Source organism: Streptomyces sp. NBC_00299, from assembly GCF_036173045.1.
Lineage (GTDB): Bacteria > Actinomycetota > Actinomycetes > Streptomycetales > Streptomycetaceae > Streptomyces > Streptomyces machairae.
In genome coordinates, this window is the sequence record NZ_CP108039.1 from 2,984,349 (window position 1) to 3,000,556 (window position 16,208).

The following is a 16,208-nucleotide window of genomic DNA, read 5'->3' on the forward strand; positions in this document are numbered from 1 at the left end:
GGGCCCGTCGCAAGTGGCTGCAGACGCAGCTCGACGCCATGCCGCCGTTCCGGCGCATCACCGGCCTCAACACCCAACCGCATATCCGCGACACCCTGCGGGCCGCGCTGAACGTCGCTATCGCCCAGCAGGTGATGCCCGCCTTCAACCCGGCCGCCCACGTCGAGTTGCTGCCCGGAACCAAGCCGAAGGCCCTCATCTGGACCGAGGAGCGGATCGCCCACTGGCAGGAGACGGGCGAGAGGCCCTACTCGGTCATGGTCTGGACACCCGAACAGACCGGTCAGTTCCTCGACTTCGTCGCCAAGGACCGGCTGTATCCGCTGTGGCGGCTCATCGCTTTCCGGGGAACACGACGCGGCGAGGCTTGTGGCGTCCGCTGGGTGGGTCACTCGGCCGTCGCGCAGTCCCTGGCCATCGCCACCCAACTCGTCCAGGACGGCTGGGAGATCCACGAAGGTGCCCCCAAGACCGACAGCGGCATCCGTCTGATCGCCCTCGACGACGAGACGCATCAGGTCCTGCTCAGGCACAAGGCCGGCCAGGAGCAGGAACGGGAGGCGTGGGGCGATGGATGGCAGGACACCGGCCGCATCTTCACCCAGGAGAACGGTTCTCTTCTCCACCCCGGCAAGGTCTCCGACCTCTTCGAGCGTCTGGTCGCCGCTGCCGGCCTGCCTCCGATCCGGCTCCACGACCTGCGCCACGTCTCCGCCACACTCATGCTCGCGGCCGGAGTCGACATCAAGGTCGTCTCCGAGACCCTCGGGCACTCGGACACCCGTATCACCCGTATCACCCGCGACATCTACCAGGCTGTCCTGGACGATCTCGCCCGCGACGCCGCCGAGAAGGTCGTGCAACTCGTGCCCCGGCCCCGGAAGCCCTTCACGGTAGTCAAGGACACCGAGGCTGCGGCCCTCAGCCGCAGGCCGAGGATGACTCCGCCCCAGAAGGCCAAGGGGGCAGACGAGGAGTGCTCCGCCTGAGTGAGCGATGAAGAGGAGCCCCGGTCAGCAGCCGGTCGCGTGGAGACTCGGCAGCGGGGCGGTCACGCTGCTGATCCTGTGGTGAGAAACCCGCCACTGACGTTCTGGCGGGCCTGCTCAGCACGGGCCCGCCTCATCCCGACGGCACCGCATCGACACGGCACGATCGAACTATTGTGCGGTGGGAGAGCTCGCCGCCGGACAGGCTCAGCCGATGACCGATTGGGCGAACAGGACACCGCCGGCGAACGCGCCGCCTCCGGCGAGCACGGCTGTCGGCCACGGGCTCCCCGACAGCCCCGTCAGGACCGCCGCCCCGACACTGGCCAGAACGCCTACCACCAGGACCACGGCGGCGCGCACGCTCAGCAGCGCCTGCGGTTCGCCTCGTTCGCCGATGCTCACTGTCCCTCCCCCATCTCGAGGGTTTTGCGGCGCAGGACTTCGTTGCCGAGCCGGCGCAGCTTGCGTCGCACCCGGATACCGTCCTCAGGTTGCGCTCCGATCAGTAGCGGGGCCTCCAGCCAGGTGATGGTCGAATCCTCCGCCCAAACTCGGGAGACATCGCGCTCGTTCGGCTTCAGCTGCCTCGTGGCGTAGCGGACGTGCGGGTTGTCGAACTGATCCGGCCATGCCACGACCCTGTTCAGCACGGCCGTTTCCGGGCCGGGTGCCAGGTCCTGGGGGATGAAGTCGCCCAGATACTGGATGCGTTGGCCTCGGAGGGTGCGGTCTCGTTCCAGACCTACGCCCGTGCTGGCGTATGAGCGCATGGCCTTGTGCAGAGCAGCCGGGTCAGATGGGTCTGCGGCATCGATCAGCCCCTCCAGGATCGCTAGCGCCAGGGCTTGGCAGCGTTCGTCCAGCCGGTCGGTCAGCTTCAGCTCGTTCCTGATAAACGTACGCAGCGGCAGGGAGTCACCCGTGGCGTACGCAGTCAGCGCTCTCTTCGCCCAGCGCACCAGGCGGTAGCCCCTGGCTTCGTCGAGGATGACAGCCGCCCACTTCAGGGCGTCGCGCATCAGAAAGGGAGCCTCCCAGTCCGCGAGGCTCGCCCGAACCACCGCACTGAGACGACTGGTGATGCCGAAGGCGGCCACGGTCTCCTGGACGGAACTGATCAGGGGCGCAATATCCAGCTTCATCCATGGGGCCGCCGCGATCCTTGCCTGGGCGTCCAGGAGGGGCTGGCTGATGCTGCGGGCGTACTGCGCGAGCAGATGCTCGGTGTGCGCGACAGGAACGAGTGTTTCCAGGACGGCCCGCGGAATGAGTGGCGGCTGGAGCACCGAAGCGGCGAGATCCGCAAGGCCGCGCTGGACCGCGACAGTGCGGGTGTCGATGGCCGGGAACCTCATCTGACCGGCAAGGCTCGCGACGGAGGTGACCGTGCCGGTGAGAATGGTCGCGGACTTTACGGCATGGACGATGGCTGGCTGCGGCAGAACGACGGTGGAACTGAGCTGCGCCGCGATCTCAGACACCCGAGATGCCGTCGCGACGACTGCTGCGGGAGCAGTGGCCACGGCCCGTACGGAGTCCATCGTCTGAGCGAGCTGTGCCGCGATATCTGCGTATGGTCGGCAGATCGCTGTCGCGGCTTCCACCGCTTCGGCAGCTGTCGAGTGCACCTGCCGCAGGGAGGCGATCACCTCGGCCGCGTCAACTACGGCCGACTTGGCTGGCTCATCCGTGACGAGCACCAGTGCCTTGCTGGTGCTGCCCTCCAGCGCGGAGGCATTCTGCGGACTGGGCTCCGCAGCCTCGCCCCCCGCCGGGGCGGCGTCAGAGGAAGCGGTGAGGGACATCTGTGCTCCTTGCCTTTTGACAACTCTCTGCCTAAAGGCAATGGCGCCGGTCTCAAGCGACAAAGATTCTGACACCAGGCGAAGTGATGTACATCACTTACCGTCCGGTTAGACAGGTCGCGCGACCACCGTCAGCAACGCGGCGGCGATGCTGATCAACGCCTTCGCCTCGCCCGGCTGTACTTGAATGTCAGGTGACGGCATCCGCGTGTACCGATCCGCTCGCCTGGTCCTCGACGACCGAGCGGACCACCTCGCGCGAGATACGCACCATCGGGGAACTGGCCGCGCAGCCTCCCCGCGACATGCTCGGACGACCAACACAGGCCCGCTTGACCTCCATCAGCGCACGCACAGCGGGTCGTTGGGCAAGCCCGGCTGTCCTGGGACGGTGCTGCTGCTCACTCCCCTGGATCAGGCCAGTTCGGCCTGTTTCACATTGCGTCTGCAACGTGAGGTGCGAGAGGATGTTCGACGGGCTGTAAGTCATTCATGACGCATGAGTACGCTGCAGGTGATCACGCAGCGCCGGTATGTAACACGCTTACGGGGGTGGGTTGATGAAGTTCGACATGGGGTCGGCGACCCTGTCGGATCTTGGGAAGAGCACCGTCGGTTCCAGTGAGGACCTGGGCACGCTGATCCAGCAGTTGATCCAGGCGGCGGAGCCGTTGGAGGGGAAGTTCAACGGGGCTGGCAAGGCGGCCTTCGACACCTTCAAGATTCATGCCGACGAGATCACGGATGCACTCAACAGCTCGCTAAGCGCGATCCTGGGTGGTCAGTCCGGCATGGATACCGCGTTCGGTACCGGTGACGTCGAGTTGGAGGACAACGCCCATCAGAACATGGGTGCCGCCAACTTCGACGCGGCTCGCTTCGGCGCGCGGTAACCACGCAAGCACGCACGCGCTCGTCCGCAGACATCACCTTCACCGTCACCGTCTTTAAGGGGGAACTTGACGATGCCTCAGAACCAGGACCGCCGTTCGTACGACACCGGTGCCTCCAGCGAAGTGCAGATCAGCCTGCAGGGCATCATCGGCCAGTTGGAGCGCGTGCTGACCGACCGTGAGCGTGCGGTGAAGGCCGCGATGGCCGACTTTGCCGCGGACGGCGTCGCCGACGAGTACCACGGCAAGGAGATGCGCTGGCACCGCGCCGCCGGCGAGGTCCGCGAGATCATCCGGCTCGTGCGCACGACGATGGAGCAGAACGATGGGACCGCGCAGTCGACCCTGGCCAAGGCGAAGGCGGCCGTCGACAACATCGGCTGACACCTTGCGCGCAGCGGTGCGGGAACAGGGAGAGAGAAGCGGGGGCTGACGCATGCCGAGGTGGGACGTATCTCCGTCCGGGGTCGGAAGTGTGGTCTCGAATGTCGGAGAGGTCATGAAGGTCCTGGACGACATCGTCCAGGCGTACGCGAAGGACTTGGAGGGCGCGGCCACGGCGGCCGGGACGCTCGCGCCGGGTGGGGCAAGCGGGGAGCACAAGGGGCAGACCGGGCTGGTGGCCGCCGCCATTGCGGAGTTCATCGAGGGCACGGCCGACGAGCTGAAGTTCATCGGCACACGCGTCGGCAAGACAGTCAACGGCGCAGTGGAGGCCACCGTCGCGTACCGGGACGGCGACCTGCAGATGGCGGCCGAGGTGCAGCGGCGGGCGTCCGGGCTGGTCATGCCTGACATGCCAGCCGGCTGGAAGGCAGGCCGTCTGTGATCCAGCCGGAATCCATTCCGCTGTTCACCGGCAATCTCGGCCAGTTGGAGCAGCACACCGACGCCCTGCGGGTCGAGGCGGACGGCATCCGCCAGGCCGGCGCGGAGGCCCACCGCCAGTTCCAGGGGCTGTCGGCCTTCTACGAGGCGCCGGATGCGGAGAAGCTGTTCGCGTCCACCGCGCCGGCACGTGATGGCGCGGACGCCTTCGCGGACAAGGTCGCCACGGTGGCCGACGCCCTGTCGACGTACGCGGCCGAAGTCGCGCCGATCATCAAGCGCTTGGAGCGCCTGCAGAGCAAGGCGACCGCGTTCGTGGCTGGACTCAAGACGCCCAGCGGAGAGTTCGACGAGAACTGGACCGATGACGCAGACAAGGTCGAGCAGCACCAAGCGCTGATGCACGACGTGAGCGTCGCGCAGGCGGCTTTCACGGCAGCGGAGATCGCCTGCAACAACAAGATCACGGCACTGGTGGGCGGCACCCAGTACGTCATGAACACCGGCGCCAAGCAGTTCATGCCGCTCGGCGCGGAACTCTACGGCTACAGCGCCGAGGTACTCGATCAGGCCAAGGAACTCCCCTGGGGCACCCCGGTTACCCAGTCCCACGACTGGTGGGACCCGGACGACCTCGGCTACTACGCCAAGAGTTTCTTCTGGGACGGGCTGATCGTCGACAACATCTGGGGCGCCGTCGACGGCCTCGCGACCCTGGTCGGCGTCCACGGCTCAGACAAAGCGGGCCAGGCATGGGAAGGCGTGGTGCGGGCGATCGTCGGGGCCGAGACCTATCTCATGGAGTCCGGCGGCCAGAAACCGACCGGTGTCTTCGCGACCGACTTCGCCCAGGACAGCAAGACGTACGCCAAGGAGTTCGGCAAGTCCTTCGTCGCCTGGGACATGTGGAAGGAAAACCCGGCCCGCGCCGCGGCCACCGTCGTCTTCAACGGCCTCACCCTGGGCGCCGGCCCGCTCAAGGTCGCCGCCGCGGGCAAAGCCGGCACCGCCGCGAAAGTCGCCACCACGGTCGCCAAGGTCGGCGACGCGATCGACCCGATCAACGCGGCGGTGAAGGTGACGGGCCATGCCGTGCCGAAAATCGCCGAGGTCGCGGCGAGCCTGCGGGGCGTGGACGACATCCCCGACCTGTCCGCCCCGCACAGCGTCCTAGAACTCTCCGACGGTTCCAGACTCGTCATCGAGGACGGCAAGTTCATCGCCTACGACAAACACGGCGACCTCGTCGGCGAGGCACCGAAGCAGGAGCGCTCCCTTACCGAGGGGACCGTACCGTCGCGGGAGCGGGAGCTCGCCGGGGCCAGTGCCACCTCACGCACCCCGCACGTCACCGCCCACGCAGGGGACGACCTCTCGCCCCGCGACAGCCATGAGGCATCGGCCAGCCACAGAGACGTGAACGACTCCCACGGCCGGACAGAAGGCGCGCCCAGCAGCACAGGCCGCGCGGGCACTGGTGGCGGCGGGGGCTCACGATCCGCAGGCGGCGGTGAACACAGCAACACTGGCTCCAGTGGAAATGGCGGCGCCAGTCCCCACGGCGACAAGGCGGATTGGCCCGAGCACGTGCGACGCCAAGTCGAGAAGGCGAACCAGCCTGACAAGAAGTGGCTCAACGCACACTACGGATCCGATGGCCGACGCCTCCGCGAAGATGGCGTCGACGAATACGGCGATCGCCTCACGAAACTCAAGCCGGATCCTGACCATCCTGGGAAGTGGCTCCCGAAGATAGAGAAGCAGGCCGAGCCTCCGAAGTATCACTTGGGTGAGACCGTCGAGAGACGCAGGGCAGACGCCACGCCCGAGAACCTCGAATCGCTCGATAAACACGCTCACAGCAGGCGCACGGCGATTGATGCTGACCAAGCGTTCCACCCCAAGGTCGAGGCCGCCGAGAAGGCATACGCAAAGGATCCAACACCCGAGAACAAGGAGCTCCTCCGCCAGGTCATGGCAGACCATGCACCCCTTCACGAAAGCATGGGCAAGGAAAGCGAAGCATTCGGCGAGCGCGTCGCCGAACTGCAGGCGATTCCGGACAATTACCAAGGGGCCCATTGGGTGGATCTCGCCGATACACCCACCCACGCCGACCGATTCGATCAGGTGTGGCGCCTCAACGACGGAAGATTCGTAGTAGTCGAAGCCAAGAGCAATATCACTACCAGGCTCGGGCATCGCACGCTCGAAACCGGCAAAAAAGTAAGCCAAGGAACCAGAGAGTACTTCGAGGACATCCTCAAGAAAATGGAAGAGCGGGGCCGCACCAACCCGCAGGAAGCGCAGGTGTATTCTGACCTAGCCGACGCTCTGGACGAGGGGAAGGTAGAATACGTACTCGTCAAGGGCAGGCCGGACGGCCACACTTACGCCGGCTACGTCATGAAGAAGTTCAATATCAGCCTACCGAAGGGGGCGACTGGTGCCGACACAACTGCCGCGCCATGAAATTCCCACCGCCTCATCGCCGGAAGCGCTGGAAATCCTGCACAACAGCCTCATTCGCTCCATCGACAAGCTTGAAAACTCACCGAATGGCTTCAATCGGACTTTCAACTCGTCCCTGACGTTCGCACGATCCTTGTGCGCCACGGACGCAACTGCGAGTCGACTTCAGTCCTGGGAGGCTTTCGTCTCCGCCATGCAGGTCGGAAGTGCTCTCTTCAGTGCTGCGGCCATCAGCGAGGGGACAGTCGATTGCCGCATCGCCGACAAGATGCGCGTAATCCCCGCTGTGGGCCCGCAGTACTACGCGGACGCGGGCAACTGGATCAACGCGTTCTGGCTGGCCGCGGTCTGCCGTGAGTCCAGCCGCATGGACCAGCTGAGTCGGGTCCCTATCAGCCTCCTGCGAGCCTCGGGGGCCGAGTACGACGAGTACGTCTACCACTGGGTTGACTCCCTGCAGACCTACTGGCAAGAGGCTCCGGGGCTCGTCGACAAGCTGGTCGCCACCATCGACTCCTCTTACCCCGATGTCGCCAGGAACACGGACCGGGAACTCCTGGAGAAGGTCCTCTATCAGCCGATCAACCTGTTCCACCGCTTCCTTCGCCAGGATCACGACGGGTTCAACGAAGCCCTCGTGGAAGCTCTTGAACACCACCGGCAGTACTGGACCGCCAATGCGCAACGGGCTGACAGCCCCGAAGGGTTCGTTGCCCTCGGGCCGTTGGCCATGGCCTGCCTCGCCTATGACTCAGGGTTCCCCATTGACGTCGAGTCCGACTACCTCCCCCGCGCCTTGCTGCACCGTTCCTGGGTAGGGGAGTTCGAGACCTGAGATCAACCGTCGCTACGCTGGCGTCGGCTCCGGAACATCGATCGGGTCATGGGGAGACGGGGCGAGGCCCCCACCTGAACTGTGTGACAGCGGAGAGGTGACATGCGACCGTGACTGCCCATGACTACGACAACCAGCTCCTTGAGTCGGTGTCCGTCCGTCGGCGTCGTCTTCGCGACGCCCTGCTGTTTGGTGCGCAGCGGCAGCGGCGATCGCTGGACGAGCGGGTCGGGAAGGTCTTCGCCGGGGTGGTAATCGCAGCCGTGGTGTGTGCCGGGTGTGTGGGGTGGTCTTTCGTGTCTCATCGGGTCATCGGGAAGAGCCCGTACGGGGCGTCAGTACCGTCCCAGCCCTCCACCCCACCACCGTCTTCGCCCTCATTGGCCTCTTCTACCCGGTGATAGGTTCGAACGCGTGATACCCACGGGGACTTTGAGCCGTTCAGCGGCCGGCCAGCGTACGGCGCTCAGCCGGGTCACCCTGGTCGGCGAGCAGCGCCGGGTCGACCTCGTACTGCCCTCGCTGGAGCCGATCGGGGTTCTCCTACCGGAGATCATGCGGTTGCTGGACGACCGCGTGGGCGCGCGGCCCGAGCCGCGGCATCTGGTCACTGCTGACGGCTCCGCACTGGAGCCCGACTCTTCGTTGGCGTCGGCCGCTGTGCCGGACGGGGCCGTGTTGCGGCTGGTCCGCATGCAGGACGCGCCGTCGGCTCCTGTCGTGCACGACGTGAGCGACGAGGTCGCCGACGATCTCGACGTACGGGCGTGGCGATGGCGTCCTGCGGTGCGCAGGGTCGTCGCCGGGGCCGTAACCGTGTTCTGGGCAGTGGCCGCAGGCGTGCTGGCCCGCGGAGAGTTCGATCTGGCGGCGGTCGGCGCTGGGTTGCTCGCCGTCGCAGGTGTGGCTGCGCTCGCCGGGGTGCTGTGCGGACGTGTGCGGCTGCAGGGCCTCGCCACCACTTTGATCGTCACTGCTGGCGCCCTTGGCCTTCTCGGCGTCTGGACCTGTGCTGACACGTATGGCTGGTCTGGTCCGCAGCGGCTCGCGTGTCTCGCTGTGTCCGTGGCAACTGCGCTGTTGCTCGCCGGATGGTTCACGCCGTTGGGGCGCGGGGCGCTGTTCGGGGCCGTGGCGGTCGGCGGGTGTCTCGTGCCGTGGGAAGTGGCCATCGGGCTTCAGGACGGGGCGGGGTCGGCGGCCGGGCAGGCCCGGGCCGGCGCGTTGTTGGCGGCATTCTCCATCGTCGTCCTGGGCGTGCTGCCGCGGCTGGCGCTGATGGCGTCGGGTCTGACCGGGCTGGATGACCGGCGCACGAGTGGCGCCTCGGTGAGCCGGTACCAGGTGGCCACCGCGCTGGCGGCCACTCATCGCGGGCTGGTGATCGCGACCGTCGTGCTGGCCGCCTCAGCGGCCGTGGCCGGAGTCATGGTGCTGCGATCGGTATCGGTGTGGACGGTGCTGCTCGGTGTCATGATCATGGTGGCGCTCGGGCTGCGGGCGCGTGCGTTTCCGCTTACCGCCGAGGTCGTGGTGCTGCTCGTAGCTGCGAGCGTTGTCGCGGTTCGGCTCGCTGTGCTGTGGCTGAAGGACACCGGCGCAGGCGGGCCGGTCGCCGTGCTGGCCCTGCTCGCGGTCGTGCCCCTCGTGGTGCTGAGCGTGGAGCCCGCCGAGCATGTGAGGGTGCGGCTGCGGCGCATCGGCGACGCCCTTGAGTCGGCGGCCGTGATTGCCATGCTTCCACTGGTCATCGGCGTGTTCGGGGTGTACGGGCGGCTGCTCGGCACCTTCGCGTGAGGACACGGAGATGGGCATGACCGGGGGAGGAGACTGGCAGCACGATCTGTTGCGGGAGCTGGCCGGCGGTTCCTCTGAGGAGGCACCGATCCAGTCCTCTCCCGCCGAGCCCGAAGCGGTCCCGGGCTCCCCCGCGCAGCCGGAAACGGCGCCGGCAGCGGTTCCCGAGCCGTCCCCCGCTGCTCCTCCCGTCCCTCGCCAGACCCACGCCCCGCAGGGCCCTGCCCCGACCTCGCAATCCCTCCCCACGGTCGATCCCCGTCTCGCCATTGCCCTCGGCCGACCCCAGCACGGCGACTCGGTCGCACGTCGCGCCGGGCGCTCCCTGAGACAACTCACCGCCTCCGCCGGGCAGGAGGTCGCCGAACAGACCCGGTTTGCCCAGGAGTTGCAGCAGCCGGTAACGACTGGCCGGGTGATCGCGGTGACCTCGATCCGGGGCGGCGTCGGCAAGTCGACGGTGTCCGCGCTGCTGGGCCGTACCTTCAACCACTACCGGCACGACCCGGTGCTCGCCCTGGAGGCCGACGCGGCGCTCGGCACTCTCCCGGTGCGGCTGGGCGCGGACACGGTGCGCTGGTGCTGCGCGGACCTGGCCCGGATCCTCACTCCCTCTATGCGCCTGACTGACGTCACCGGCTACCTGGTGCCAGTGGCCGACGGCGGCTGGCTGCTGCCCGCGGGCCAGGGCCGGGTCGGCGCCCCGCTGGACCTGCGCACCTACATGACGGTGACGATGGCCCTGCGGCGCTATTTCGCAGTGACGGTGGTGGACTGCGAAACACTGCCCGGTGAGGTGGCGCGCGCCGCGATGGACACCGCCCACGCACGAGTAGTGGTCGCGCCGATGACCGCGGAGGGCGTGCACGGCACCCGACAGGTCCTCGACTGGCTCGGGCAGTTGCCGCACTCCGCCCTGAACACCACCGTCGTCGCCCTCAGCGCCGCCTCGCCCGACACCACGCTGGATGTGAAGGCGGCCGTCGCGCACCTGCGCGAGCCCGGCGTGCCTGTGATCCCGCTGCCCTACGACCGTCATCTCGCCCAAGGAGGCCCCATCCACACCGCCATGCTGGGCCAGGCAACCCGCGACGCGGCCGTCCGTCTGGCGGCCGAGGTGATGCAGCGGGCGGTGCGTGTCCGGTGACCCAGCAGATCGTCCACCGGCCCGCGCGGTCCACCCGCCCGCTCGCCCCTGCAGAACCACGCACCATCGAGGCGCCTCCGAACCTGCCCGAGGGCAAGATCGGTAGTGCGGCCACGGCGCTGCTGCCCATGGCCGGTGTCCTCAGCTCTGTGGTGCTGATGACCGTCGTCCGCAACAGCCAGTTCGCCGCGATCGGCGCGATCGTGCTGGTCGTCGCCCTGCTCGGCGCGGTGGCACTGTTCCTGTCCCAACGGGGCAAGGCGCAGCGCACGCGGCGCACCCAGCGGGAGCGGTACCTGGAGTATCTGGAGGAGTTGCGCGAGGAGTTGGGCACAGCCGAGCGGGAGCGGCGGCAGCAGTCCCGGCTGCTCAACCCGCCGCCCGAGGCGCTGTACGACCTCGTACGCGACCCGGCGCGGCTGTGGGAGCGCCGTCGCCAGGACGCCGACTTCCTGCGGGTGCGGGCGGGCACGGGTGACGTACCGGCTCAGGAACTGGCGGTCGGGCAGAACAGCGCCGGCGGGGTGCTGACCCCGCCAGATCCGTTCATGCTGAACGAGGCCCGCGCATTGCAGAACCGCTTCGGCACGACCACGGACTTCCCACTCACCGTGCCGCTCGACCGGGCCGGCAACGTCAGCATCGTCGGCGACCGGGAGGGAGTGCTCCGCGTCGCCCGTGCCTTGGTACTCCAGACGGCGGTCACCCATGCGCCGGACGACGTGGCACTCGCCCTCGCCACGGCCGAGGAGTCCGAGTGGGCGTGGGCCAAGTGGCTGCCTCACGTCCTCGACACCCAGGTCTACGACGGTCCCGTCGCCGCCCGCCGGATCGCCCCCGACCTGGCCGAGCTGGCCCGCCTGTGCGCGCCCGATCTGCGACGGCGTGCCGCGTACGCGGCCGAGGTACGCCGAGGCCTGTCCGGCAGGGACGCGCTGCGACTGACCTCGCGCATGCTCATGGTCAGCGACACCTACGGTGACACCTCGGCCGAGCTTCCCCGCCCGGACTCGGCGATCGGTCTGCCCGACATGGGTGTCACCGTGCTGCATCTGCTTCAGCATCAGGTGCACGAGCCCGACCAGGTCAGTGTGCGTATCACCGTCGACGGTGACCGGGTCGCCGTGGAGGACCTGCGTACGCCCGACACCCCTGCCGCACACGGCACGTCCGACGCGGTGACCACCCCTGGTGCCGAGGGCATCTCCCGCATGCTGGCGCCGCTGCGTCTGTCGGCCGAATCGGTGGACGAGGGCACGCCGGTCTCCGGGCCGGTGGACTTCCCGGCTCTGCTGGGCATCGACGACCCGGCCGAGCTGGACCTCCAGACGCTGTGGGCGCCGCGCGGTGAGCGGGACTTCCTGAGGGTTCCCATCGGCCTGACCGACCGCCACGAGCCGGTACTGCTCGATCTTAAGGAGTCCTCCCAGCTGGGCATGGGTCCGCACGGGCTGTGCGTGGGCGCCACTGGCTCTGGCAAGAGCGAGCTGCTGCGCACCCTGGTCCTCGCCCTCGCGGTCACCCACTCCCCGGAGGACCTGGCCCTAGTCCTGGTCGACTACAAGGGCGGCGCCACCTTCGCCCCGTTCGCCGAACTCCCCCACGTCGCCGGGGTGATCACCAACCTGGAGAACCAGGCCGGCCTCGTGGAACGCGTCCACTCCAGCCTCGCCGGAGAGGTCAAACGCCGCCAGCAGGTGCTGAAGGACGCCGGGAACGTCGCCGATATCGGCCAGTACACGGTGCTGCGCGCCATCGAGCGCCCCGACCTGGAGCCCCTCCCCCACCTGTTCGTCGTGATCGACGAGTTCGGCGAACTCATCACCGCCAAGCCGGACTTCATCGACCTGTTTCTGTCCATCGGCCGCATCGGCCGCTCCATCGGCGTCCACCTGCTGCTCTCCAGCCAGCGCATCGAGGGCGGCAAACTCAAGGGCCTGGACACCTACCTCTCCTACCGGCTCGGCCTGCGCACCTTCTCCGCCGACGAGTCCCGCACCGTCCTGGACACCACCGACGCCTTCCACCTGCCCCCACTGCCCGGCTTCGGCTACCTCAAGGTCGACACCTCCACCTACGAACGCTTCAAGGCCGGGTACACCTCAGGTGCCTACAACGGCCCGACCCTGCACAAGGAGCGCGACGACGAGCCACTCGCCCAGCCCTATCCGACGTACAACACACCGCAACAGGCCGTGGCCACGGAGGAGCCCGCCGCCACCAAGCGCGAGACCGGACCGACCGTCCTGTCCGTCATGGTCGGCCAACTCGCCACCGCCGCCCCACCGGTACGCCGCATCTGGCTGCCCCCGCTGCCCGACGCCACCACCCTCGACGCCGCCGCGGGCCCCCTCCAGGCCGGCACGGACGGTCTGCGCCTCGCCCACAGCGACGGAGCAGTCCGCATCCCGCTCGGCATCCTCGACGACCCGGCCCGCCAGTGGCAGCGACCCTGGCTGCTGGACCTGACCCTCGCCGGCGGACACGTGGCCATCATCGGCGGCCCGCAGTCCGGCAAGACCACCCTGCTGCGCACCCTCACCCTGTCACTGGCCCTCACCCACACCCCGTACGACATCGCCATCTACGGCCTCGACCTCGTCGGCGGCGGCCTGTCCGCCCTGGCCGACCTACCACACGTCGGCGGCATCGCAGGCCGCGCCGATCACGAACGCGCCGCCCGCACCGTCGCCGAGGTGCGCACCATGCTCACCCAGCGCGAGGAACTGTTCCGCGAGCACGGCATCGACTCCATCGACCAGCTCCGCCACCTACGGGCCAACGGCCGACTCCCTGAGCTGGGCGCCACCGACATCGTGCTGCTCATCGACGGATTCGGCACCCTGCGCGACGAGTTCGCCGACCTCGACGACGCGGTGGCCGACCTCCTCAAACGCGGCAGCGGCTACGGCATCCACGTCGTCGCCGGCATGCTGCGCTGGAACGACGTCCGCATCGCCACCCAGTCCATGTTCGGCACCCGCATCGAGCTACGCCTGAACGACCCGGCCGACTCCACCATCGACCGCAAGCTCTCCGAGACCCTGTCCCCCGACAACCCCGGCCGCGCCCTGACCGACGGCAAGCTGTTCACGCAGGTCGCCCTGCCCCGTATCGACAACCGGCCCTCCACCGGCGACCTGGGCCCGTCCCTGGAACGCACCGCCCGCACCATCCGCGCCTCCTGGCACGGCGAACTCGCCCCACCCGTACGGGTCCTGCCCACCCGCCTGCCGAGCGCCAAGCTGCCCTCACCGGCGGCCGAACCGACGAAGATCCCCCTCGGCGTCGACCAGGACGCCCTCGCCCCGGCCCTGCTCGACCTGTTCGGTACCGACCAGCACCTGCTGATCCTCGGCGACAACGAGTGCGGCAAGACCAACCTGCTCAAGCTGATCGCCACCCAGCTCGTCGAGCGGTACGGGGACAAGGAACTCGTCTTCGGCATCTTCGACCCGCGTCGCGGTCTGCGCGGCGCGATCCCCGAGCCGTACCGCGGCGGCTACGCTCACAACGCCAAACTCGCTGCCGCCCTCTCCGCCGGCATCGCTACCGAACTGGAAAAACGCCTGCCCGAGACGGCCGACCCCGACGCGCCACTGACCACCGAACCCACCTTCACCGGACCCCGGATCGTCATCCTCGTCGACGACTACGACATCCTCACCGCCGCCGGCCAGCAACCGCTGACCCCCTTCCTTCCCTACATCTCCTCCGCCCAGGACATCGGCCTGCACTTCGTCCTCGCCCGCCGCACAGCAGGCGCTTCCCGCGCCCTGTACGAGCCTCTGCTGACCGCCCTGCGCGAAACCGGCACCACCGCGCTCGTCATGACCGGCGAGCGCACCGAGGGCCAGCTCTTCCCCGGCCTGTACGCCTCCCAACAGCCGCCCGGCCGCGGCACCCTCGTCCGTCGAGGCCGCCCCCACCAGCTGATCCAGACCGCCCTGACCGCGGAAGAGGCCGACGAAGAGTGACGAAGGACGTCATCGCCCTCACCCCGAAAATGCCGGACCTGCCCACGCTCCTAGCGGGCCTCTACGCCGGCGGCCCCGACCTCGGCGTACAAACCACGGCCGACGGCGCCGTCGTCCAGCTCTGCGCCCCCGACGGACGCCCCCTCGTCTCCGTGGAAGCCCCCATCCTCGTCCAAGTCCCCGGCGAGACCACCCGCCTGCTGGGGCACCCCGTCGAGGAAGGCCCGGTGTGGTGGACCGAGGCCCGCGCCTCCACCGCCGTCGCCGAGGCCGGACGCCTCGCCGGCTCCTTCGCCGGGCGCCTGGCCACCGTCCTCGGCGGCACGGTCTGGCCCCCGGAAGCCGCCACCACGGACGTTGTCCCCGTCACCACCGACGTCTCGGCGATCCCGGTGCCCGCCACCTCCACCCCCGCCGTGGACGTCCTCACCGACTCGACAGCCGTGGTCATGCAGGAGCGCCCCCTAGTCGCCATGACCAGCTGGCTCTCCGACGCCCTGCGCACCACGACCGCCACCGACCGCGCCCTGCAGATCGTCACCCCGCCGACGGCACGCCTCACCCTGCCCACCCGCACCGCCCTGCACGGCCTGCCCAACCGCTGGGTCGTCCAGGATCCCGAGCACGGCTACTACGACGGCCTATCCGGCGCCGTACTCCATTGGAAGAACGGCACCTTCACCCCCGTACGCGATGAGGACGGCACCACTTCCGTGGCCGAGGCGTTCAAGGCGCCCGCCAAGACCGGTGAACGCCAGCTTCTTCTCACCCTGCGCACCCGATACCCCGCAGACGCGGACCTCGTCCTCGGTGGCGCCTTGGAGGCCGCCTTCCGGCACCTGACCGGTGCCCCGCCAGCAGGCTGGAGCACCGCCGAGCCGATCAATCTCCCTTGGTCCACTCGCCAGTTGACCGACCTGGCACGTGCCCGTGCGCCCCACCCCTGCTGGCTGATCGCCGTCGGGCATCCCGACCAGCCCGCTCTCGCCACCATGCGCGTACTCCGGACGACGGCAGGCGTCGAAGAGGACATCACCCTCGCCCTCGGCTACCGCGAGACCGAAACACCGCCCCTGCAAATCATCGACGCTCTCGCCGCCGAGCTCAACGCCGAGCACGGTCTCGTCACCATGCTCACCGCCCTCCGTGCCGCCCGCCACGACCTCACCGTCCCCGCACGGCTCGAACCCCCGCCGATCCCCGTCACCTTCACGCTCGGCCACAAGGAGGCCAGGCGCACCAGTACGCTCCGCGCCGAGCACCCGTCCTTCGGCCCCGCACCCACTCAGCTCGGCTCCCAGGCCGAACCGGCCCTCCATTACCCCTTGGGCGATGGAACCGACCCCCAGGCCTGGTCCGCTTTCCAGCAACTCACTCAGAAGCTGAAACAGCAGGCATGACCAGGCCCCTCCCCTGAGCTGATGAGTGGGATCATCCTGATGGTGGCGGCTGAACGAGAGAG

At 68.4% G+C, this 16,208-nt stretch carries 12 protein-coding genes and 1 pseudogene; 11 read left to right on the forward strand and 2 right to left on the reverse strand.

Translation table 11 applies throughout. The annotated features are described in order from the left end of the window. Positions 1 to 2: 2 nt before the first annotated feature. Positions 3 to 989 (forward strand): annotated as a pseudogene (locus OHT51_RS12970) (site-specific integrase); the annotation flags it as partial. A gap of 207 nt (positions 990 to 1,196) precedes the next feature. Here the strand turns inward: OHT51_RS12970 and OHT51_RS12975 are convergent. Next, positions 1,197 to 1,394, reverse strand: coding sequence for a hypothetical protein (locus OHT51_RS12975; RefSeq protein ID WP_328879073.1), 198 nt, complete (start codon positions 1,392 to 1,394; stop codon positions 1,197 to 1,199). After that, positions 1,391 to 2,797 carry a hypothetical protein gene (locus OHT51_RS12980; RefSeq protein ID WP_328879074.1) on the reverse strand — a complete coding sequence of 469 codons (1,407 nt, stop codon included), beginning with the start codon at positions 2,795 to 2,797 and terminating at the stop codon, positions 1,391 to 1,393. Before OHT51_RS12980 ends, OHT51_RS12975 begins: the two co-directional genes overlap by 4 nt. A 560-nt stretch (positions 2,798 to 3,357) precedes the next feature. Between OHT51_RS12980 and OHT51_RS12985 the strand changes: the two genes are divergently transcribed. The 10 genes from OHT51_RS12985 to OHT51_RS13030 all read left to right on the forward strand — a co-directional run bounded on the left by OHT51_RS12985 (position 3,358) and on the right by OHT51_RS13030 (position 16,146). Continuing rightward, a complete protein-coding gene (locus tag OHT51_RS12985; protein ID WP_328879075.1) occupies positions 3,358 to 3,690 on the forward strand; it encodes a hypothetical protein in 333 nt (110 codons plus the stop codon). Positions 3,691 to 3,762: 72 nt separating this feature from the next. Continuing rightward, positions 3,763 to 4,074, forward strand: coding sequence for a pore-forming ESAT-6 family protein (locus OHT51_RS12990; protein WP_328879076.1), 312 nt, complete (start codon positions 3,763 to 3,765; stop codon positions 4,072 to 4,074). Between the two features lie 52 nt (positions 4,075 to 4,126). Continuing rightward, a complete protein-coding gene (locus OHT51_RS12995; protein WP_328879077.1) occupies positions 4,127 to 4,519 on the forward strand; it encodes a DUF6507 family protein in 393 nt (130 codons plus the stop codon). Beyond that, on the forward strand, positions 4,516 to 6,990 hold the full coding sequence (locus tag OHT51_RS13000) for a hypothetical protein (RefSeq protein ID WP_328879078.1): 2,475 nt from the start codon (positions 4,516 to 4,518) through the stop codon (positions 6,988 to 6,990). Before OHT51_RS12995 ends, OHT51_RS13000 begins: the two co-directional genes overlap by 4 nt. After that, a complete protein-coding gene (locus OHT51_RS13005) occupies positions 6,965 to 7,825 on the forward strand; it encodes an immunity 49 family protein (RefSeq protein WP_328879079.1) in 861 nt (286 codons plus the stop codon). Before OHT51_RS13000 ends, OHT51_RS13005 begins: the two co-directional genes overlap by 26 nt. Before the next feature lie 110 nt (positions 7,826 to 7,935). Further along, positions 7,936 to 8,226 (forward strand): hypothetical protein, encoded by a 291-nt coding sequence (locus OHT51_RS13010; protein ID WP_328879080.1) that lies wholly within the window; start codon positions 7,936 to 7,938, stop codon positions 8,224 to 8,226. A 31-nt stretch (positions 8,227 to 8,257) separates the two neighbouring features. Beyond that, positions 8,258 to 9,622, forward strand: a complete 1,365-nt coding sequence (gene eccD, locus OHT51_RS13015) for a type VII secretion integral membrane protein EccD (protein WP_328879081.1) — start codon at positions 8,258 to 8,260, stop codon at positions 9,620 to 9,622. 10 nt (positions 9,623 to 9,632) lie between these two features. Beyond that, a complete protein-coding gene (locus tag OHT51_RS13020) occupies positions 9,633 to 10,769 on the forward strand; it encodes a hypothetical protein (RefSeq protein WP_328879082.1) in 1,137 nt (378 codons plus the stop codon). Continuing rightward, positions 10,766 to 14,746 (forward strand): type VII secretion protein EccCb, encoded by a 3,981-nt coding sequence (gene eccCb / locus OHT51_RS13025; protein WP_328879083.1) that lies wholly within the window; start codon positions 10,766 to 10,768, stop codon positions 14,744 to 14,746. The genes OHT51_RS13020 and eccCb overlap by 4 nt, the downstream gene beginning before the upstream one ends. After that, complete coding sequence (locus OHT51_RS13030; RefSeq protein ID WP_328879084.1) at positions 14,743 to 16,146, forward strand: DUF6177 family protein; 1,404 nt, start codon at positions 14,743 to 14,745, stop codon at positions 16,144 to 16,146. Before eccCb ends, OHT51_RS13030 begins: the two co-directional genes overlap by 4 nt. The last annotated feature ends 62 nt before the right edge of the window (positions 16,147 to 16,208 follow it).

Bases quoted from the DNA above. Each gene is read 5' to 3' on its own strand.
- OHT51_RS12980 (WP_328879074.1), bottom strand. From the start codon at position 2,797: ATGTCCCTCACCGCTTCCTCTGACGCCGCCCCGGCGGGGGGCGAGGCT.
- OHT51_RS12985 (WP_328879075.1), top strand. From the start codon at position 3,358: ATGAAGTTCGACATGGGGTCGGCGACCCTGTCGGATCTTGGGAAGAGC.
- OHT51_RS12990 (WP_328879076.1), top strand. From the start codon at position 3,763: ATGCCTCAGAACCAGGACCGCCGTTCGTACGACACCGGTGCCTCCAGC.
- OHT51_RS12995 (WP_328879077.1), top strand. From the start codon at position 4,127: ATGCCGAGGTGGGACGTATCTCCGTCCGGGGTCGGAAGTGTGGTCTCG.
- OHT51_RS13020 (WP_328879082.1), top strand. From the start codon at position 9,633: ATGGGCATGACCGGGGGAGGAGACTGGCAGCACGATCTGTTGCGGGAG.